The sequence below is a fragment of the Pseudoalteromonas sp. P1-13-1a genome, assembly GCF_001401875.1.
In the GTDB taxonomy this organism is placed as follows: domain Bacteria; phylum Pseudomonadota; class Gammaproteobacteria; order Enterobacterales; family Alteromonadaceae; genus Pseudoalteromonas.
Genome location: NZ_LKDV01000047.1, coordinates 1 through 21541 on the forward strand (window position 1 = coordinate 1; position 21541 = coordinate 21541).

The 21541-nt window shown below is 41.5% G+C and carries 18 protein-coding genes; 4 read left to right on the forward strand and 14 right to left on the reverse strand.

Annotated features, from left to right (window positions below; translation table 11 throughout):
• The coding region (locus tag AN391_RS18750) for an MFS transporter (protein ID WP_152967920.1) at positions 1–534 on the forward strand (534 nt) is incomplete at its 5' end.
• A 195-nt stretch (positions 535–729) separates the two neighbouring features.
• Here the strand turns inward: AN391_RS18750 and AN391_RS18755 are convergent.
• From AN391_RS18755 to AN391_RS18785, 7 genes are all read right to left on the reverse strand, one after another.
• Positions 730–1443, reverse strand: a complete 714-nt coding sequence (locus AN391_RS18755; protein ID WP_055016794.1) for a DUF1499 domain-containing protein — start codon at positions 1441–1443, stop codon at positions 730–732.
• A gap of 158 nt (positions 1444–1601) precedes the next feature.
• Entirely contained in the window at positions 1602–2942 is a 1341-nt protein-coding gene (locus AN391_RS18760) for a DUF1501 domain-containing protein (protein ID WP_055016795.1), read from the reverse strand.
• 9 nt (positions 2943–2951) lie between these two features.
• Positions 2952–4859 carry a DUF1800 family protein gene (locus AN391_RS18765; RefSeq protein WP_055016796.1) on the reverse strand — a complete coding sequence of 636 codons (1908 nt, stop codon included), beginning with the start codon at positions 4857–4859 and terminating at the stop codon, positions 2952–2954.
• Positions 4860–4969: 110 nt separating this feature from the next.
• Entirely contained in the window at positions 4970–6010 is a 1041-nt protein-coding gene (locus tag AN391_RS18770; RefSeq protein WP_082429355.1) for a sterol desaturase family protein, read from the reverse strand.
• A gap of 10 nt (positions 6011–6020) precedes the next feature.
• Complete coding sequence (locus AN391_RS18775) at positions 6021–8255, reverse strand: TonB-dependent receptor domain-containing protein (protein WP_055016797.1); 2235 nt, start codon at positions 8253–8255, stop codon at positions 6021–6023.
• Positions 8256–8263: 8 nt separating this feature from the next.
• A complete protein-coding gene (locus AN391_RS18780; protein ID WP_082422678.1) occupies positions 8264–9538 on the reverse strand; it encodes an imelysin family protein in 1275 nt (424 codons plus the stop codon).
• A gap of 85 nt (positions 9539–9623) precedes the next feature.
• Positions 9624–11354, reverse strand: a complete 1731-nt coding sequence (locus AN391_RS18785; RefSeq protein ID WP_055016799.1) for a DUF4856 domain-containing protein — start codon at positions 11352–11354, stop codon at positions 9624–9626.
• Positions 11355–11914: 560 nt separating this feature from the next.
• Between AN391_RS18785 and AN391_RS18790 the strand changes: the two genes are divergently transcribed.
• Positions 11915–12130: a hypothetical protein gene (locus AN391_RS18790; RefSeq protein ID WP_055016800.1), complete on the forward strand. Its 216-nt coding sequence runs from the start codon at positions 11915–11917 to the stop codon at positions 12128–12130.
• Between the two features lie 9 nt (positions 12131–12139).
• Here the strand turns inward: AN391_RS18790 and AN391_RS18795 are convergent, their stop codons facing one another.
• Entirely contained in the window at positions 12140–12604 is a 465-nt protein-coding gene (locus AN391_RS18795; protein WP_055016801.1) for a nuclear transport factor 2 family protein, read from the reverse strand.
• An 88-nt stretch (positions 12605–12692) separates the two neighbouring features.
• The gene (hrpB, locus tag AN391_RS18800; protein WP_055016802.1) at positions 12693–15119 is read right to left on the reverse strand and encodes an ATP-dependent helicase HrpB; all 2427 of its coding nucleotides are present in this window, start codon (positions 15117–15119) and stop codon (positions 12693–12695) included.
• 272 nt (positions 15120–15391) lie between these two features.
• On the opposite strand from hrpB, the gene AN391_RS18805 reads away from it, so the two are divergent.
• Positions 15392–15589 carry a CsbD family protein gene (locus AN391_RS18805; protein ID WP_055016803.1) on the forward strand — a complete coding sequence of 66 codons (198 nt, stop codon included), beginning with the start codon at positions 15392–15394 and terminating at the stop codon, positions 15587–15589.
• A 65-nt stretch (positions 15590–15654) separates the two neighbouring features.
• On the opposite strand, the gene AN391_RS18810 is transcribed toward AN391_RS18805, so the two are convergent.
• The 5 genes from AN391_RS18810 to AN391_RS18830 form a co-directional block, all read right to left on the reverse strand.
• Positions 15655–17916, reverse strand: coding sequence for a xanthine dehydrogenase family protein molybdopterin-binding subunit (locus AN391_RS18810; protein ID WP_055016804.1), 2262 nt, complete (start codon positions 17914–17916; stop codon positions 15655–15657).
• On the reverse strand, positions 17913–18410 hold the full coding sequence (locus AN391_RS18815; protein WP_006791476.1) for a (2Fe-2S)-binding protein: 498 nt from the start codon (positions 18408–18410) through the stop codon (positions 17913–17915). Before AN391_RS18815 ends, AN391_RS18810 begins: the two co-directional genes overlap by 4 nt.
• A 184-nt stretch (positions 18411–18594) precedes the next feature.
• Positions 18595–19350, reverse strand: coding sequence for a hypothetical protein (locus tag AN391_RS18820; RefSeq protein ID WP_055016805.1), 756 nt, complete (start codon positions 19348–19350; stop codon positions 18595–18597).
• 146 nt (positions 19351–19496) lie between these two features.
• Complete coding sequence (locus AN391_RS18825; RefSeq protein ID WP_055016806.1) at positions 19497–19877, reverse strand: hypothetical protein; 381 nt, start codon at positions 19875–19877, stop codon at positions 19497–19499.
• A gap of 68 nt (positions 19878–19945) precedes the next feature.
• Entirely contained in the window at positions 19946–20311 is a 366-nt protein-coding gene (locus AN391_RS18830; protein WP_055016807.1) for a hypothetical protein, read from the reverse strand.
• A gap of 490 nt (positions 20312–20801) precedes the next feature.
• Here AN391_RS18830 and AN391_RS18835 point away from each other — a divergent pair, with 490 nt between their 5' ends.
• Complete coding sequence (locus tag AN391_RS18835; RefSeq protein WP_055016808.1) at positions 20802–21356, forward strand: hypothetical protein; 555 nt, start codon at positions 20802–20804, stop codon at positions 21354–21356.
• Positions 21357–21541: the final 185 nt, after the last annotated feature.

Sequence of the window (21541 nt, forward strand, 5' to 3'; positions counted from 1 at the left end):
GGCTTTGGTGGCGTGTTTTGTATTTATACATACATTGCCGATACCATTTTAGATGTAACTAAAACAGCCCCTTATACTATTTCTATCGCCATGGTTATGTTTGGTATTGGCTGTACATTAGGTAATTACCTATTAGGTAAAGCGGCCGATAAATCTGCCATTAAAACCACCGGCCTTGCACTGGTGTGCACCATTGTATTTGCCATTGCCTACGTTAGCGCGAGTTACAATATTTGGCTGCTGTATGCGGTTATATTTTTTATTGGTTGCAGTGTGGGTTTGGCAACGCTTATTCAATCATTATTAATGGATGTCGCCCCAGAGGGCCATGCTATGATTGGTGCATTAGTACAATGCGCATTTAACACCGCAAATGCTATCGGCCCTTGGGTTGGCGGGGCTGTTATTGCACAAGGTGCAGCACCTAATCAAACAGGATATGTGGCAGCTACGCTGTTTTTAGGTGGCTTGGTAATGTGGTTTTTAAGCTACTTGCAACTTAATAAACAGCAGCCCACCGCCCAAGCTTGTTAAGCATATAAAAAGAGCGGCTAAAATTTAAGTCGTATACCTTTTCGCTTATTTCAGTGCTTTATTCTAAAAGCAATCCCATAAGGGCTGCCTCTCAAATAATAACGGTATGCACTTTGATGTGTTTACACTAACGCTGTGAATCAACCCTGACCAAAAAAGCCCAACAAGGTTGGGCTTTTTTAACTTAAATGTCGGTTACTTATCCAGTAACGTATTTATCTCATCAATGAGTGAATGTATACGTTCAGCATTTTTTCCTAAATCACTTCGGCCCACGCGTGACTTACTGCGTATATCTACAAAGCGTTGGCTGCCTTCGTCATTGATACGCACAACTACATCATCTTTAAAACCAAACCATGTGGTAGTATCCGTTGCCTCTACAATACCCGTAGCCGCATTAACATTAACAAGCTCAAACCCTAAATTTTTAACCGCTTGTTCTGTAGCAGCTAATAAGTCTGTTTTTGATTGTGCATAATTTAGAGTTTTTAGCTCAGGGTAAGCCTTGCGTTGCTGCTTGGCTGTTTCTTCTCCTGCGTATTCAGCTGGGTTTTTAGCATCCGCTCGCAACGGTACAATTGCCACAAATTTTGGTGGATTAATTAAGTCGGTCGAAATATCATGGATCGCCGGTACGCTTTTAGCTTTACTCATCATGCTCAGTGGCATTGCAATCGCGATGGCTGCAAACACCACTGCCATTAAAGTGCTGCCTATGCTAAGCGTTTTACGCATAAAAATAACTTGTATAACAAGCAGCACTAATGCAGCGCCGCCCACATACACACCAAATCTAAAGCCTGCAAACGCAGTACTGAGCTCAACAACCCCATACTTATACAAAGGCCCAGGCAGTAAAACGAGTAAAAAAGCGATTAAACTTACTAAGCTCACTAAAATTTTCATTATTATGATTCCTTAATCATGTGTGATCTTTAATTTTAAGTATTTGAAACCATTACGTTATACTGCCTAACACGGGATTTAGATTACAATCAACAGCCAACGTCACTGATTATAGATACCAACTCGCTGTAAGCGCTGCAGTTAACATATCAGTATCTTTACACAAAAAAGTCCAAGGTTTCGCTATTAAAGTGACTTAAATTAGGAAAAATATCAACCAGCTCTGAAACAGGCACACCAAACCATTGCGCGAGCGTTGCAAAGTACTGCTCGTTAGCCACTTGCGGAATTAACCGCCCACCGCCGGTATCGTATTCGCCCTCTAATTGCTGAGTAAGTAGCTCACCATAAATATTACGTCCTTTTACCGCACCACCCATTACTATTTGATTACCCGCCCAGCCATGATCAGTGCCATCTCCATTTGAGGTGAGCGTACGGCCAAAGTCCGACATAGTAAATGTGGTAACTTTATCATTCATGTTTAGCTCTTTCATGGCACTATTAAACTCGCTAAGCCCTTGAGCTAGCGTATTTAATAACGCTGGGTGTGCCGTAAGCTGATCATCGTGGGTATCAAATCCCCCCATAGAGACAAAAAACACTTGGCGCTGAGTACTTAACGACGACTGCACACTAATCGTTTTAGCCACCGCAGCTAACTGCTCACTCAAGCTAGTATCACTAAAAGAAGTAATTAGGTCAGGTGCTTGTTCTAGCGCACTGTTCATAGTTTGCGTATTGGTAATTGCACTATTTAAGCCATTAGCATATTCACGCCCAAGCACATGGCTTGCATTGCCTAACACACGATTCATTATATTAGTAACGTGGTCAGTACGCGGCTGATAACCACCAAAGGCGTTAATCGTACTTATACCACTTTTGTTAAGCGCAAAAGCACTGGTATTTGTGCCTGTTTGCCATAAGTTTGTGCCATCGAGAGAGATATTTGCCGCAAACTCGTCATGCACAGCTAACCGTTCGAGCATACGTGCGCCCCACCCACTGTTTAAAGAGGCTTTTTCTCGGCCGTACATCCATGAAGCTTGTTGATCGTTATGTGAAAACAAATGCTTAGGTAAAGGTACTGCGTTATTTTTATAGTCAGCTAATGTAGTGGGAGTAAGCAAAGTGCCTACGCCGCCAATAAAGGCTAAATCATCCGACTCAAACACACTCTGTAAAGGCGCAAGTGAAGGGTGGATGCCCACACCACCTGCAAATTGCGAACTAACACTTAGCGACAAAGGATTTTCTACTGCGAGGTTTTGCCGACTTTGCTCATATAAACTGCGCTGCTCTCCCTCTAGGGGGAGCAGCATATTAAGTGAGTCGTTTCCGCCGTATAAAAACACACACACTAGGGCTTTATAATCACCAAGTTCTATTGCATTAGTTGCGCCCGTTAGCGCCTGTAGCTGTAAACTGGTTAAAGCGGCTGCCGATACCCCACCTTTTAAACATAATGATAAAAATTGCCTTCTATTAATGCTCATTATGCGCTCCTAATACTGCACGTTAAATTCTGGTGAAATAGCAATCATGTATAACAAGTACGAAACCCTTACACGGTACTGCTCCTCGTTAAAATAAGCATCTAAATCAAGCAAGGCTTGCTTAGTATCAGCGCTCATATTGCCGGCAAAATACAAGGTATTATATTGTTCTATCAGTGCATTAATGCCATTTTGCGCCAAGTAATCCATATCGCTTTGTACATAGACATAAATACCGGCTGGGTTTAAATCGGTATGCGCTTCAGCGGTACTCCAAACTAAACTTGCAAATAGAGCGTTCATTGTGCCTATTAAAGTCGCATCGTTAGCTATTTGTAATTCGGGGGCGACAAGCCCTTGGGAGCGCAAAGTCGCACTTTGGTAATCTGGTCTGAAAAAATTAAATACAGACGCTGACTGCATTGGGCCTTGTCCGTAGCTGTCAACCAGGTTCCACGTTTTATAATACCCTTGTAGTGACTTAGCATTAAGGTTTCGCCAAAACTGTACGGTTTTTAAAAGCGGTTCTTTAATTTTACCTTGATAGCTAAGTACGCTGCCAAAATGTCGCGCTTCATCATCTAAATAAATCGCTTTAACAACTGCGGCTAAATCGCCTCGTACACCGCTTCCATTGTCATTAAACACACGAGCAACGCGCTCTACATATTGCGCAGTCGGGTTTGAAGTAATTAACCGCTGAATAAGCTGCTTAGAAATAAATGGCGCTACATTATCGTGATTAAACAAATTATCGAGGGCTATTTTTAGCGACTCCTCCGGCCCATAGTCTTGAGGTATAACCTCACCATTTAACAGGACTTTTTCTTTGCTCGAATGGTACTCACTATAGGCTTGCATAGGGTTAATATAATCGCGACTTACGCGTTTAAAAGTTTCACTGCCTGCAAATGTCCAGCCTGTAAATACACGCGCAAACCCTTGTATTTGCGCCTGCCCGTAAGTTGCTATGCTATTGCCGTTTGTATCTAGCTTAGCGCTGCCATCAAGGTTTAACTCATCAAGCCCTATAGTAAATAATTGCATGACCTCGCGGGCGTAGTTTTCATCTGGGCGAATATTAAGTGCTTCATCAGCTTTTTCGTTCCCTAAATGGCTTAGGTACGTGCCCATAATTGGCGAAAGCGTTACCTCTTCGAGTAACTCTCTAAAGTTGCCAAATGCATGTTTAAGTAATAAATCGTAGTAAGTAACCATGCCCTGTGGTTGCGCACGTAAATCGCTATTTTCATCCGATACAACTAATATTTCACTTAGTGCAAATGCAACGCGCTGACGCAGCTGATCGTCACTTTGTAGCACCGCTTTCCACCATGCATCTATACGGCTTATGTATTTAAAGTCTTCATCATCTTCAAGTGTGACAAGGTAGTTACGGTGGTAGCCAATTGGCAGTGCTATTTGGTTATCGAGCCATTGTTGCTCACTTAAACCCTGGGCATTATTTATTTCAGCAAGCGTTGGGCCCATACTGGCTTGGTGTAATAACCTAGCAGCACTGTGCATATCCATGCTGTTTTTAGCTACAAATGTAACGGCTTGAGTGCTTGTAGCCCCTTCGTTATCAGTGGCTGTTACACTAAATGAATATGTTATGGGCGCATAGCTTTGTGCAGCAGGTATTGTAAGGCGGGTACTTAACGCTTCTAGTGGCTCACTCAATAACGTTACGCCTGCAGTTTGTTGCCAAATCACACTGCTTATAGTGCCATCCTCATCGCTTGCTGTTGCAGTTAGCTCAATGGTTTGTCCTTTTTTTAATTCGCTAGGAATATTGGATACGGACAAGGTAGGTACTTTATTTGAATTAACGGTGGGCGTATCATCGCCGCCAGAACCACCACAGGCGCTGAGTAATAAGGCACTACTTGCCAATAAAACTGATTTGTAATACATGTTAAATCGTCATCGTAAATTTAAGAAGGTACGTTAGTATGTACCGAGTTTGATGCGATTATTGAAACACAAAATTTACAACTTAACCCTTTATTTTTTGTAACCGAGGGCTATTTAACTGTTTTATCGTTAATATTAACCTCAATAACGGGCTTTTTTTTGTTATAAACATTCACTTTATTAGCGGCTTTAGTCACACGCTGCCAAGGCGTTTGTAGGTTCTCGTAAATTGGCCGCCAATACGCATCTATTACACTGTTGTGGCCACGGTCTTTATTGCCTACGCCTACAGTAATTTTACCTACTTGATGCGCTTTTATTAGCGTGCCACAAGCTCTATCCCAAATGGCTAAAGCAGAGCCTAAATTACGGTCAAAGTGCTTTGGGTTATCGCTGTGATGAATTTGGTGCTGAGCTGGGCTAATAAACCAATTTTCTATTTTTTTACCAAAGCTCCACCATACGTGAGAATGGCGTAAATTAGCGCCTAACGCATTGAAGGCAAATACAAATACATTAGCACCAAAAATATCTAGCATAGTTAAGTTTCGGCCAAAGCAATACACACAAACGCCCACCACAAAACCTTGCGCTAACGCCATTCGACACGCATATAAATAGCTTTCAAACGGGTGGCTGCGATAAATAGTCATTGGGGTGAGCACTAACGCACTATGATGCACTTTATGAAAATGCCACAAAAACGGCACCTTATGCAGTGCTAAATGTAATAAAAAGCGGGTTAAATCATCAAATATAAAAAGCAGTACAGTAAATATTACTAGCACCACAGTACTTGGCAGTTGCCATACAGCACGCTCTCCAAAAAGCCATTGCAAGACATCGCTTACGCCAATCGCCACAGGTACCATAGTTAGCACTATAGGCACCCATAGCGCGGCTTTGAGTAAACGATTTATAATTAGCAATTGATAGTCAAGCTTGGCGCTTTTACTAAGCCAAATACGCTTACTAAATAAATAACGCCCCAGCCCACGCCAAGTGCGCTTTTTTTGTTGGGTGCGGCCCGAGAAATACAGCAACATAGCAATAACTAACGCCGCAATGCTATAGCCAATAAATATGCGTTTATTGGCATCAAACAAATAATTAGGCGTTTGCAGCAGTGTTTGCCATAAAGTCTCGAGCATTACTTACCTCTTAAAATTGGTATTTATAACCTACAGCAACACTGCGAGGCTTACCAGGACGTGCACCATACGGGCGACGACTAACAATATTATCTTGGTCAAACAGGTTATCTACCTTTGCGTAAATATGCCCATATTGATCAAGCTCGTAGCGTGCTGCAATATCAACAACCGTAGTTGATGGCACATCAACACCGGCTAATGGCATAGCAAAGTCGTTGCCTGTTGTATTGCCAACTTCGCCCGCTGAATAAGCAACACCCGCAGCCTCTGGCATATCTGATGTGTATTTTATTAATACATCCACAGACCAATCGTTATGTGCAAGCCCTAAACTTAGTGCAGCTTGATGATTAGGTAAATACGGTAGGTGATCGCCTGGGCGAATGTGCCCCCACTGCGTAAATTCACTAAATAGCTCTTCTTTAAATTCGCTTTGCGTATAGGTATACGTTAAACGCACAGGAATATCGATACTTTCATTTAGTGAGAAGGTTTGTGCAAATTGAGACTCAACGCCCCACACATCCACCTCACCACCGCTAAATTCACGATCAAATTCGTTTGCAATTCCACAATTTGATTGTCCGCAGCTTTCAACTAAATTTGAGTAATCGTTAAAAAAGCTAACCACCTCAATTTGGCGATTACCATCGTTATAACGGCCACCAAATTCATAGTTTACGCTTTTTTCAAATTCATCATCCCCTTCACGCACTGGGCTCGATGGACTTGATGGCACAAAGCCTTGGTGCACACCAAATAATAACCCTGCGTTTTCAGATAACTGATAAAAACCACTTAAGCCAGGTAGCCAAATTCGGCTCGATTTATTTTGCCAATCGTTTTCTTGCCCCGGCGAATCATTCTGATACGACATATCCATTAACTCACCGCGCACGCCTACACCGAGTGTTAACTTATCGAACGTCACTTTGTCTTCAATATAAACAGACCATGCGTCGGTAGACTCCGTATTTTGCGTTGTAAATACACTTGCAGTATCTGTGCGGGTGTTAACCGCGTTCACCATAGCGTAGGTGTCTTCAAAGTGGTCACGCTCTATTTCATCTTGATGAAAACGAACCCCAAACGAGAGAGAATGATCAAGCCCAAATGCCGCCACTTGCCAGTCGCCATCAAACTGAATCCCCTGTGAGAAAAAGGCTCTGTCGTTAGTGCCCATGGTCAAAAACACATTGCTTTCGCCATTTTGAACCGAATCTGCTTGACCACTAATAACGCTATATTCACGTTCAAAACGCGTTGGGTCGGCCAAAATATCTGACAAACTGCCACTGCTGTTAGTAACTGAGTTAAGCTTTAACCAAGCACGCTCAAAGTCATTACGATACGCTCGGGTAGTCAGTGCAAAATTGTCAGTGCTCAACTGATGAGTAAACATAACCTGTGTATGCTTAGTGTCCATATTTGCAGGGCCACTGGCAGCATAACGACGATATGGGTTTTGATTATAATCATCCTCTGTTAAACCAAGATAAGTCTCATTTGAAAGCTCATCTGAGTACGCTAATTTTAACTCAAAACGTTGCTTAAACTGCTCACCATCGAGTTTGTAATCTAATTTAACTAATAGGTCATCTTTTTCAAAGCCGGTGTCTTGAGCGCCATCAAGCTCTTTAAATCCGTCGCTTTCTAGGTGTACTCCTTCAACTAAAAAGCCAAACTGCCCTTCGCGGTTGCCATAATACGCGTGCGCTTTTTTATAACCATCAGACCCTGCTGATACATCAAGCATACCACTGGCATCATCTGGCACTTGGCGCGACACTAAATTAAGCGTACCAGCCACCGTTTGTGGGCCATAATGTATGGCAGCTGGGCCTTTAAATACCTCAACCGCAGTCATGCGTGTAGTTAGCGGAAAATAATAAGCCGCGGGAGCAGAATACGGCGCAGGGCCAATTAAAACACCATCTTCTAATATCGTGATTTTTTTACTACGCTCCGGGGTTACGCCCCTAAAACCAATATTAGGCCTTAGCCCAAAGCCATCTTCTTCACGTATATTTACGCCAGGAACCTGCGATAAAATACGGTGAATATCATCAAATTCAAATTGTTCAAGCTGCGCTTCACCAATCAAAGTGGCGGATCCCGCCTCGGTACGTAGCTTGTCATTGTGGCTAATAATTTGAATATGCTCTATGTCGCTTTGTTGCTCTGCAACTGCTTGGCAACTTACGGCCATAAGCAATGCAATTGTAAGTTTATTGTATTTCATTGTTGCCCTTAGTCGTTATCGCCTGCAGAAGTAGTAGGTAGCTCAAGTGCTAATTCATTGATAAAGTCATTTTTAAGTTCATCAGTAAGTACTTTCACCTCGCCATGCACATCACGTACTTGTTGCTCATTACTTATGAGTAAATCTGCTAACGAGCTATCAATTTGGCTAAGTGTAGTCTTTAGTGCTGCAATGCCTTCTATTAAGCGCGTTTTTGTTGCCTGTGCTTGCTCTGCATCTAAAAAGTCGTCAAAACCAGTGCCCGCCTCTGCGCCTTCTAAATTACCTATTATTAACGCTTCAAACGCGGTTAAATTGTTACGAATATTATCTAAAGAACTTTTTGCATCTAGGCTTTCTACATCTTCAGGGCACGCTGAGGTACCACACGAATTTGAAAAAATTCCAATTGGCTCTGCTAATTTTTTATCTTTTACGAGTGTATCGATGTAAAACAGCGCATCGCTAATATGGTTAAGTGCTTCATGAGTAGTGCTAAAGCGCGCACCGCTGTCTCCTGTATTTTTTAACTCATTCGCAAAACCGTTATCACCTTGCCAAGCTTGTAATAATTGTGCTGAGGAGTTTAAAACATCTTCACTTGCCACCACCGCAAACTCACATCGAGCCTGGCGACGCGCCAGATCAGTACGGTTATTCCAATCAGCCAACGCCTCGTTAGCAACAGTACAGTGATGATCTAATTGCTCGTTGAACAACACGTGCTGAAGTGCAAATAAACCCCTACGTGTTGCTGTTCTTTCGTTAATATCATACGGGCGATTTTGATCTTGGTTTATCACTCCGTCTTGGTTATACACCACATCTTGGTCTATCCCACAACGGCTAAACGTAGGCCAAGAGTATATTTGATTGCGCAATTGGCCTGAGTTATCAAGTAATGGCCCCATTTGCATCATTTCGGCTTGCTGCCAGCCCGCCATGGTATCAAGCCATGCTTGCTGTGCCTGAGTACGCAGTGCTATGGCCTCTTCAGAGCTTTCTTGAACGCTTTGCAATTCGGCTTGACAGTAATTGGCTACTGCTTGCGTTTGTAGTTGTGCTTGTTGATTAAACAAAACAAACGTAGGTGTTATTACATTGTCGACTAAGTTAGCAACCAGTTGTGCTTCATCAAACTCTGTCACCACAGGCGTCGTAGTTTGCCCGCTATCACCACCTTGAAAATCACTGCCCGTGCTACTTGAGCTACTTTCACCACAGCCACTAAGTGTTAAAACAGCTGCTGCAACTACGACCCCTTTTTTTGCATAATTGATCATTATTTCAACCCTAAAAACTTCGAAAATTAAACGGCAAAAGGCCAGCCCGTGGGCTGACCTTCCTTGGTGCTAAAACAGGTGGTAATTACCAGTTTTCAACGTTTTGTGCATCAAAGCCGTATACTTGCTGCATCAAATCACGCGCTTCAACTAACTGTGCTTTGTAGGCATCTGTTAACTGTGGCGCCTCACCTAGTAACGTATGTAGCTCGGCAAATTTACCTGCGTTATCGTCGCTGTAAAAAGGTGAAAATGGGTTAAATTGAAAATTCAGTGCAAAACCTTTCATTTCACTAAAGTGCTTAGCTAGGTTAGCAAAATCTTCAGCGCTTGCCTCTGTACCTTGCACTGTATCAATGTCAGCTAATGTATCGTTAATGTAATGAACAACAGTCGCTGCAATTGCATTTTCCCAATTAGCTACAGCAATATCGCGCTGTGCTAATAACTGCGTTTTTTGCTCATCAGTTAATGCGCTTGGTGCTGCATCGTTAATAATTTTACGACCCGCTATAAACGCCGTCATTGCTGCGCTGCTAAAGTCAGTCGCAACTGTTGCACCGTTATCACGTTTAGCGGCATTGACTGAATTACCCCAGTTGTACTCACTGGCTAAATCTATTTTTCCATCGCCATCAACATCTGCGTTTGCACTACCATCAGCAATAGCGTCGTCGCTAAACTCTAAGTAATGACGAGCTGCGCCAAAGTAACCAAAACCTTCATCATATTGATGCTCTAAAGTGCTGTAATTAGTGCCAGCGGCTGCTGCATCGGTGTTATCTTCTTCAAGCCCTTCGTCTAGGTAGTCATCTGTACCTTGCGAGAACATTAACGCACCTAATGTGTGTTTTTGAATAAGCTGATTTAAATCAAGGCCACTTGTTGTAATATAAGCTGCTGTAATGTCGTTACCATTTACATCTTCAGATTGTGTGCCGCTTGCTATTGCATCTACATTAGCTGCTAATAAATCAAAGTAATGAAAAATAAGGCCTTCAGGTGTTTTAGCTTGAGTACCAAAGTCACTCCACCCTTCAAATGTGCCTTCTGTTAGCCAGTCTTCTTCCATTTTTGTTGCGTCATTACCGGCAACTTTACCCGTTAACGATTTACCTGAACTTGAAATTTCAGCAAATGATTGCTGTAGCGTTGTGCTGCCATCAACAAACAAAAAGCTATTATCTTTTACGGCTTCGTAATCACTCCAATACGCCATTAGCTGCGCTTTTACAGCATCGCCTGTCAAGCCATTACTTTCGATGTAATCTACATCTAATAAACCTATGTAGGCTTTAATTTGCGCCGAAAGCGCATGGCGAGCCACTTGCCCTGTGTAACTTACAGCCGAATTGCTTGTATCGACTGTTGAAGCAAATTCGTAAACATTTACGCCATCTTGCGCTTCAATATCTGTTACAGATACGCTCAATGTTTGCGTAAAGCTTAACTCACCGGCATCGGTTGCGGTAACTGTTACATCTAGGGTTTCTACTTGCTCAGCATTAAGCGCTAATGCGCTTTTAAGCGTTAATTCATTGCTGTCGTTAATTTCAAAATACTGCTCATCATCAGCTAGCGTAAATACCATACCTGTTGCATCGTCATCGGTAGCACTTAAAGTACCGACAACTGCACCAACTACATCTTCTGTTACAGCTGATGTTGATAAGCTAATTGCAGTAGGTGCCGAATTAGTCACTGTTGGTGTGGTCGGTGTTTCATCGCTATCGTTGGAGCTTGAGCCACCACACGCAGTTAAACCCAAAGTTGCAGTAATTACTGCACTAGCAAGGAGAGATTTACGCAAATTCATGTTGAATCCTAATATTGTATGTGAATCATTCTTATTTGTAATAGCGACTATTCTAATTACAAATAACTAACAATCAACCTAAATGTTTAGTTTTTGTTTAAATTTTTAAATAGTTTTATTTTTTAGAACAAAAACCTTATTTTAAAGTCACTATTTAATAAGGTGATTCAATACGTTAAATATTAAGTAATGGGTCAATCATCCACATCTATCAAGTGTATTAAAAACTTTACTTACAATAGCTTAATATTTTAACTTGGCGCTTTAGGTAGGTAATTTAGTGAAAAAGTTATTAATGTGTAAATTCAATACTAGGATTATGCAGAAATAAAGATGTTTTAACTTTTTAGATAAAAAGCTGGGTCAACAATTATTATTTACTTCAATAGCGAGCCACTTATAGCGGTTGTGGGTAAATTTTTGCTTCACATACTGTGTTACGGGCTTATATCAGCCTATTGATTAAAGGTATACTAAAGACCATGAGAGGTGGTAATGCATTAAATGTGTAACTTTACTACTCACTTTTAGCTAAGCCATATAATGACAGAGCCTTTTTTATGAAAACAGACATTCGCTACCGTTTTGAATCCTCGCAAGTTGCCAACCGTTTTGTGCATGTACTAAAAGATTGGCCCGTAAACCAAGTTAAAACACGCTTATTTAATGGTGGCGACAGTGTAAAAGTTACTTACGAGTATGATGAAAGCGGGTTTGATTACACCTCTGCAGAGCTTGATGACTTAGCAGAGCAACACGGCGGCAAAGAGGTTTAACCAAAAAAGTTATTCGTGGTATTTGCGGATCATCGCCACTTTACCATTCTCAACCTCTATTACTTCCATCATTACTGATGTGTACTCTATTGGCTGTTTGCTTTGTGGGTGAATACCTTTAGCGTGGTTTTTATAACGAATCGCAAAGCCGCTATTGTTAAATATAAAGGTATTGAGTAACTCACTTTTATAGTGGGTATGCGCGCCTAAATAAAAACTCATCCCTTTGCGCATTTGTTTTTTACCATCAGCAGTGCGAGAGTCATCTATTTGATAAGGTATATGCTGGCTGCCTACATCGTCTGTTAATAAAGCAAGGTAGGTTTCAAGCTCTTTAGCTCCTGCATTAGGGGTTTGCGTGGCGGTCATGGTTTTGTAGTAATGCTGCGCAAATGTTTTTAAATCAAATGACTCTTCAGCTCCGGCTGTAAAGCTAGCAACCAATACCAAACCTAATGTTAAAAGTAACCTCATTGACTATTCCCTGTAGCTAAATATATTTTATAGGTACATTACCTTAGAACGTTCAATAATCAAACAAATAACATTATGTAACTAACACCTACATTTTGCTTTTCACTCTATTAGTTGCCACGCTGTTGGCTGGGTCGTCTGGCCAAAAATGCTTGGGGTAACGTCCTTTCATTTCTTTTTGTACATCGCGATAACTGGTAGCCCAAAAGTGCGCAAGATCTTGCGTAAGCTGTAAAGAACGCTTACCCGGCGATAGTAACTCCATAAGCAGTGGCAGCTTGCCATTAGCAAGCACTGGCGTACTGGTTAAGCCATACACTTCTTGCATGCGCACGCTTAACTTTGCAGGGCCATCTAGTTGGTAATTAATTTTTATATTTGAGCCACTCGGTACCGTTAACCTAAGCGGTAACAGTGTTTTTAGGGCTGTTTGCTGAGTCCAGTCAAAACAATTTTGCAGTGCTTCAAAGTAGTTAAACTTTTTAAGCTGATCGAGTGTTTTTATGTCCTGTAAGTACACGCCCAACCAATCGTCAGCTGTTTCGATAAGTTGCTGCTCGCTTATTGACGGGAACGTATCGGGCATAAACTGACTGGCTAAACTCATGCGTATTAATAATTGTTGTGCATCGGGTTGTTCATTAAATAATGCAAAGCCGTGTTTAGTAAATAAATTAAGCCACGCTTTAGCGCGCTCTGTTTTATCAAGCTTTTGTTTGCTTGGTTGGCTTGTAAGGGTAATAGCACCGAGCTTTACTTCGTCTTGGTGGATAAAGCGCGCGGTTTTTTCATCAAATTCACAGCGGGTGAGCGTAGTAAACAAATGCGGTAAGTAACCTTGTAGCTCAAATGGGCTAAGCGCTGTAGCTGCAAAAATACGCGTGCCTTTATGGCCGCCCATGGTAGCAATAGCAAGGTAGTCATCGTTATGCCAGTAATCGGGGTTTAAATCAGCGCCCGCACCATTGGCAAGTAAATAGCCATTACCGCGTTTTTTTGCGATGCGGTCGGGGTAAGCTAATGCCACCAGCAAACCTAAATACTCGGTGTTTAGTTCGCTATTACTGTCGGTTACTTTTAAGCGGCTTAGCCAGTATTTTAACTGCTGCTTAAATACAGGGTGTGGCCTTTGCTGCTGGCTATGTAGCGCTAAACTTAGCTCGTTGGCGGTGTTTATTCTGCTCTCAAGCAGCGCCACTAAATAAATTGCTAAACGATAAATACCAGGGATCTCAACCTCAAGCGCCTGCGCTTTTAAAAGCATATGCGCTAAGCGAATATCCGCCCCAAAACCCAGCATGTTGCTGCCCAACTTGGTTAGCTTGCCTTTGGCGTCGATGGCTTCAAGCATAGTCAGTAAGCTCATTGCTTGTGTGCATTGCTGCGTTGTTGGCATATCAAGCAAGGTGAGTTCGCTAATATTTGCGCCCCACTGCTTTGCTTCAAGCATAAGTTGGCTTATGTCTGATGTGAGTATTTCGGGGCTATCGTGGCTGTTGCGTCGCTCAAAGGTTTGCTTTGAGCCAAGCCTGTAAACCACACCTGGTTCTATTCGCCCTGCACGCCCTGCTCGCTGCACGGCAGAGGAGCGCGATATACTTTGTGTTGTAAGCTCCGTTACACCTGTTTTTAAGTTAAACGTTGCGGCGCGGCGTTTACCACTATCAATAACAATGCGAATGCCTTCAATGGTTAAGCTGGTTTCGGCTACATTGGTGGTAAGCACTATTTTGCGCATTCCTTCAAGCGCAGGAGCAATCGCCGCTTGCTGATTGGCTTTATCTTGCTCACCAAATAACGTGGCAACTAGGCAGTTACCTGGCAAATCATTAAGCGCTTGCTGTACACGTAATATTTCAAATTGCCCAGGTAAAAACACCAGCGCACTGCCGCTTTGCTCGTTTAGTGCTTGTTTTATTAAAGCGGGAATAGCATCAAGCCAACGGCTTTCATCCTTTATGGGTACGTATACTTCGTCTATGGGGTAACTTCGCCCACTTGACTGAATAACTGGGCAATCAAAAAACTGTGTGTAGCGCTCTGTATCAAGGGTTGCCGACATAAGCAGTATGGTTAAGTCTTCACGCAGCGCACTTTGGGTCTCTAAAGCAAAGGCCAGTGAGGTATCGGCTGCAATTGAGCGCTCATGAAACTCATCAAAAATCAGTAAATCAATATCGCTAAGTTCTGGATCGTTTTGTAACATGCGAGTAAGCATGCCCTCAGTAACTATTTCAAGGCGCGTATTACTACTTACTTTACTCTCGCCACGTACACGCAGGCCAACGCTTTGCCCCACATTTTCGTTTTGGCACTGCGCTAGGTAATTGGCAATATTACGTGCAGCTAAGCGGCGCGGCTCCAGCATTACAATACGTTTAAAATGGCCGTCGCGCATAAGTTGTAGCGGTAACCAGGTTGATTTACCTGCACCAGGTGGTGCTTGTAATAACGTTATAGGGTTACTTTGTAATGTAGTTACTAGTTGTTGATATATGTTTTGAACCGGCAGCACTGCTATTTACCCAAAATTGCTTTGTATGCATTGTAACAAAAACCAAAAATAAACGCGCCGCTAAAGCTGTGTGGTTATAAAGGGCACCATAATCAGAAATAATTACAAACCGCTCTGTACATTTTTTAAGAACATGCGCGCTATATTAATTGATACTGCGCCAATAAAACATAACAGTATGATTATAAATACAAAATTTAAATTTAATTTATTGGTACACGCCTTGCTCCTTTTATAGTGAACGTTAATTAAATCTAAGTAAGGAGAAACTTATGAACAGCGATCGTATGAAAGGTAATTGGAACGAACTTAAAGGTAAGGCGCAACAAAAATGGGGCGATCTTACTGACGACGATTTAGACAAAATTGAAGGTAGCCGTAAGGAGCTAGTGGGTAAAATCCAGCAGCAGTACGGTAAATCTAAAGAAGAAGCAGAGCGTGAAGTAGATGAGTTTGAAAAAACTCACTAATCGCTAACTTCTAAAAAACCGCCATTTGGCGGTTTTTTTGTTTTATGGCTAATAAAGGTAATTATTTACGTTTTTAATTGGTTACCTATAGGCAGTTGCCTAATACGCTTACCGCAAGCGGCAAAAATAGCGTTACACAATGCAGGGGCGTAAACCGGCGTTGCGGGCTCGCCTACACCAGCAGGTGGTGCATCGCTTTGTATTATTTCTACTTCTACCTCTAGTGGTGAATCGCTCATACGCGGTACGCGGTAATCATGAAAGTTACTTTGCTGTACGCGGCCTTTATCAAAGGTAATACCATCGCTTATTGCGGTTGTAATACCGTAAATAGAGCCACCTTGGGTTTGGTTTTTAACGGTATCGGTGTTTACAACCGTACCTGCATCAATAGCCACCCACGATTTAATCACGTTCAAATCGCCAGCGTCCGATACCTCTACCTCAACCACAGTAGCCACATAGGTTAAAAAGCTGCGGTGCGCTGCAATACCTAACCCGCGACCTTTTGGCAGCTTTCGGCCCCATTTACTTATCTCAGCCACTTTTTCAATAACATGGCGTAACTTGCCAATATCTAATGGGTAAACGTCTTTATCGGCGCCATAGTTATCGTACGAGGCATTTTGCTCGGTTACATCTAAAATACGATCAGGGCCTATGGTTTCGAGTAAATAGTCTTTTTGGTCGCGCCCTGCTTTGTGCGCCGCTTCAGCAATAAATGACTGAATAGCAAAAGCATGAAAAATATTTGATACCGAGCGCATCCAGCCTACTCTTGTTTTAGCGGGTGCTTCGCCATTTTCTAGCTTTAAATTAGGTGAGTTAATAGGGTTATCGGTAAAGCCTAAGCGCAGCTCAAAACCTGCAGGCGACGTTGCCCCTTCTTGGAAGGTAGACATAATTGGCGAAAACGCCGTGCGATGTAAATAAGCTTCTATGTTACCTTTTTCATCTAGTGCAGCTTCAATATGTTGAGCCGATACCGCATGATAAAAACTGTGTTGTATATCATCCTCTCGCGTCCATTGTACGCGAATAGGTTGCCCTACTTTCATTGAAATGTATGCGGCTTCTGCCGAAAAATCAGGTTTTGATTTACGCCCAAAACCGCCACCTAGCATGGTGACATGTACGTTAATTTTACTCTCGTCCATACCCAGTAATGCGGCTACGGTTTTCATATCTGCTTGCGGGTTTTGCGTTGCAGCCCAAATATCTACGCGGTCTTTATGATACATCGCCGTAGCGCACGGTGGTTCCATTGGTGCTTGAGCTAGGTGCGGCGCATAGTAGTCTGCTACTAACGTATTGCTCGATTTAGCCAATATGTTGGTGGCATCGCCTTTTTCACGCACATGCGCTTGCGGCTCACTCACTGTTTGTAATAACGACTTTTTAAAGTTTTCTGAATTATAATCGCCGTTTTTACCATCATCCCACACTACTTTTAGTGCTTTACGCGCCTGCCATGCAGCCCAGGTATTTTTAGCAACAATAGCAATGCCGCCTTTTGGCTGAAATTGCGGCGCACCTTTTGGAACAGGCATTTCAATAACATCAACTACGCCATTAATTGCTTTAGCGGCGCTGGCATCAAACGATTTAACCACACCACCTACTACCGGCGGGCGCTCAATCATCGCCACCAGCGCTTTTGGTTCGCGTACATCGGCAGCAAATGTAGCTTTACCGGTTACTAAATCAGTTAAATCTATGTGCGCCATACCGGTATTGATATAGCGCCATTCTTTGCGTGTTTTAAGTGTTAGCTTGTCAGGCTCTGGCGGTGTAATACCAAGCGCGAGGTCGATTAAGTCTTTATAGCCAAGCGTTTTCCCTGAGCTGTGGGTAACCACGTGCTGATTAGCTGTACAGGTGTGTGGCTCAACGTTCCAATATTTAGCAGCTGCGTGCTGCATCATATAACGTACACTTGCGCCCATTTCGCGCAGGCGCTGCATGTTGTAGCGAATACTGCGCGAGCCATCGGTATTTTGATCCCCGTATTTAGGGTCGCCCTTACCTTGAATAACCACTACTTTGTCCCACGCCGCTTCCATTTCGTCTGCCACAATTTGGGCAATGGCGGTACGAATTTGTTGGCCCATTTCAGAGCGGTGGCAGGTTATTTCAACCATGCCATCGGGGCGCAGTGCTATAAATAAGTTGGCACGTTTTGCTTGCTCAGAGGGTTGTTCTAACACGCCAGCAAACGCTTTTGGCGCACTACCCACAAAATAAGTACCTAATACTAATGCACCTATTGCGCTGGTTTTTAAAAATTGACGGCGGTTTAGGTCAAAGTACGTATTGCTGTTTTTCATACTTCTTCCCCTTGTTCATTAGGGTCAAAATATTCAACGCCCGCAATAGTTTTAGCTGCCGACTTAATCGCTTTATGAATACGCGGATAAGTGCCACAACGGCAAATATTGCCCGACATATTACTCACTATTTCATCATCAGTTGGGTTGGGGTTAGCGGCTAATAAGCTTGCCGCTTGCATTATTTGCCCACACTGACAAAACCCACACTGCGGCACTTTATGCTCAACCCAGGCTTTTTGCACGGGGTGGTCGCCCTGCTCGCTTAGCCCTTCAATAGAGGTAATATTACGCCCTACTACAGCCGATACCGGTAATACACATGAGCGCTGCGCTACGCCATCAATATGTATGGTGCACGCACCACACTGCGCCATCCCACAGCCAAACTTAGGCCCGGTTAAATTTAATTCATCTCGAAGATACCAAAGCACCGGCGTTGACGGATCGCCTGTAAACTCATGTTTATTACCATTAACGGTAAGCGTGATCATATTTAACTCCTTGGCAAAGCGCTTTAAAGGAATGCCTTGTTGCGCGAGAACGGTTTGAATAATTGCTACATTTTTAGCCTACCACTTAGATCAATTTTATTGAAATTTTTATCGGCGAACTGCTAATTAATAGCCGTTATTAAGTGACCGCTTATTGGGTATACATAAGAAGGGTTTGTTGACTCTACTTAGCGCTTATAACTCGCTCTTTTAATAACTGCTCATCATCTTTATAAACTTCAAGCCAACCAGGTGGCGATGTATCGCAGCCAATGATAGTAACGTGTAGTATGTAACTATAGCGTCCGTTTTTAAACGTATAATGATGATTACCGCCAGTGCCTTCAAAGGTAATATCACCGTTTAATAAAACCATATCGGGCTTATCGCTTGGCTTTTTATCAATACCCCACGCTACATAACGGTAATTTCTATCACCTAAATCATCAACGCGAATATGGTAGCTAGCCGTTTTCCAATCAAGTATTGGCTCTTCAAACGTATTAATACTTGAATGAAGTGATTGCTTGTCTTGTTCAATTAAGCGTTTAGCAAATGCCTGCTCTTTAGCTGTGTGGCTATTTATACCGATAATTTTACCGTCAGTATCAATCCACATCACGCCGCTATTTAGCATAATGCCTCGCCAACCTACGCTATCCCAATCGGTATTAATATTAGAGCTGCCAATAACGGCAACAAGTTCATCGTCAAACACTTCATCAAAGCGGTTAATAAACTCAGCTTCATTTTTAATGTCAGGCAATGGGTATTGCCTTTTTAGAGGGTAGCGAATATGCGCAGCAATCTCAGTTTTATCCTGCGTTTTAAAAGCAGCAATAACAGGTAAAACACTCTCATGATACTTTTGCTCAAGCGCAAATGCGTTCGATGTGAAAAGTAGAGATATGCAAAGTAAGATGTAATTTAGATACTTCATGAATAGTCCTTTATCTAAAGTAATAGAATAGATTTATAAAGAGATTAAATGTATTAGAGTTTTAGGCAAAGTATATCTAATAACCTAAAAGAATAAATATTTATTGATTTAAATCAATGGAGTACGAATGTAATCCCACTTAAAGCTTAGCCTTTACTATTTTTTAAAAAGGCAGCAAATTCGTGAGGCGAACTATCATAAAATAGACGTATTATATTTTCTGTTTCATCTTCATTTTTATCTATAAAGATTTTAAAGGTGCTACGCTTAAAGAATGGCCCTAGAAAGCGCCTTCGGATGGAGGCACTGGCAGAAATGCACCATAATTTTTTTTCTAGGCAACTTATTTGCAATGAAGCCTCATTATCCCCTAAGGATTGAAAAAATAAAATTTTCATGGCGGATTCTGAACTCTCATTCCCCCAAATAAAACCTTTGAAAAAGGTTATAGCTTCACTAATGTTTGGTTGTAATGGAACATCCTGCTCCGCTTCCTCATCATAATACCCACAAAAAATATTTTCCATTAGATATTTTTTCCTTTTAAGTTATAAATTTTCAGCTTAAAGAAGCTAAAAATCACATTAAATAAACCTTATAAACTATACAGCTTATTAATAAATACATAGATTATTAATCCGCATATAAACGAAGCCAGTATATTTGAGTAAATTCGAACGTCATAGTTTTTCATAAAGCGCTCTTTCATTATAGTTATTGGGATCAAAACTAAGCACAAATAAGCAAACCAAGAAGATACAAATATATCTGCTAATTTAGATTGCACTAAGGGAGCGCTATTGCCATATTTTACGTTACTTATCGTCTCAAAACTCTCACGATCGAATGCGATGGCAGCTATACCAAATAAAAAAATTATATGAGTAAATAATAAAGCTAAATTTAGCGCTCTTTTAAACAAGCTGATTTCATGAGTTTTAATAATACGCGATCCATGCATTTTAGCTTCCTGTTCCTAAAAATTGATTTGAAAGGCTAATCTGACTTGTTTAACCTCAAAGCGAAAATTAAATAACGTTCCTGCGAATAAAACAAGTTTGCTTTTACTTTTTTTGGCTAACCAAGTTTGGGTGCCATGGGTTGAAGTATCATAAAAAAGCACATCGCGAGATACTATGATAATATTTTATATAAACCAAACTTACTTGGTGCTTTTTAAAATCAATCTAAGACACTTTACTTTTTTAACCTAAACAAAGCCTGCTACTTCGTTTTTCATTGTAAAAGATTTGAAGTGAAATCTAGCTTATTTTTCTTATAGGGGCTCTTGCTGCAGGAGTAGCTATGTGTTTAATTTATATACTATACTAGATAACTAAAAAATTGTAGTTAGTCTAAGAGTTGCCAATAATGCATACGTCGAAGCCGTATAAAGTGTAGCCGCGACGTCTTTTTTTTACCTTGTTTAAATGATGATTAAAGAGAATTTAATGAAACACGACAGAGTAACATTAAGTGAAAATATAAAGGGTGTTTTTTTATTTGTTTTATTCTTTATCATCACCTTAGTTTTACCGATTGCATCATATAATGAAGTGGCATTTGTCTTTGAGGCGTTAAATAATCACCCGATGATTTTTAAGGAAAAGAGTTTTGCTCCGAGCTTAATTTTAGGCACGCCAGCATTTGCTATGCTCACTCGACTAATATTATTAAAAGTAAGAAACACTGAAGTAGAGCCAGAGCTTCTAATTAAATGGTATAAGCTCTGTGGGATTACTTTAATTTTACTATTAGTTTCAGTTCCTACTTATACTTACTTTATTGAAAGTAAAATTAAAAGTGAAGGCTATATTATTTGTAACTCTTACAGTGGCAGCACTAGAGGAGCCCCAGATGTATGGGTTACCTCTCAACACTACTGCATTAAAAAAGGTTACAGAGTCAGCTCAGAAATAATAGATTGGTTAAAACAACAAACGACTGAACCAAAACCAAAAGATGTTATAAAAAAAGTAGATGAGCTACTCGCTAATAGCCCTTGATGATTTTTTAAAATACACACAAAAAACGAGCCACATAGGCTCGTTCTTGTTTTGATCTGACTCCATAAAAGTAGACACCTATTTAGGAGTCAGTTCTCATGAAAGTAAAAGCGTTTCGTAAACATACAGAGGAATTTAAAAGAAAAGTGGTGCAGGAGTCGCTAGACTCACACGGTACCGTTAAA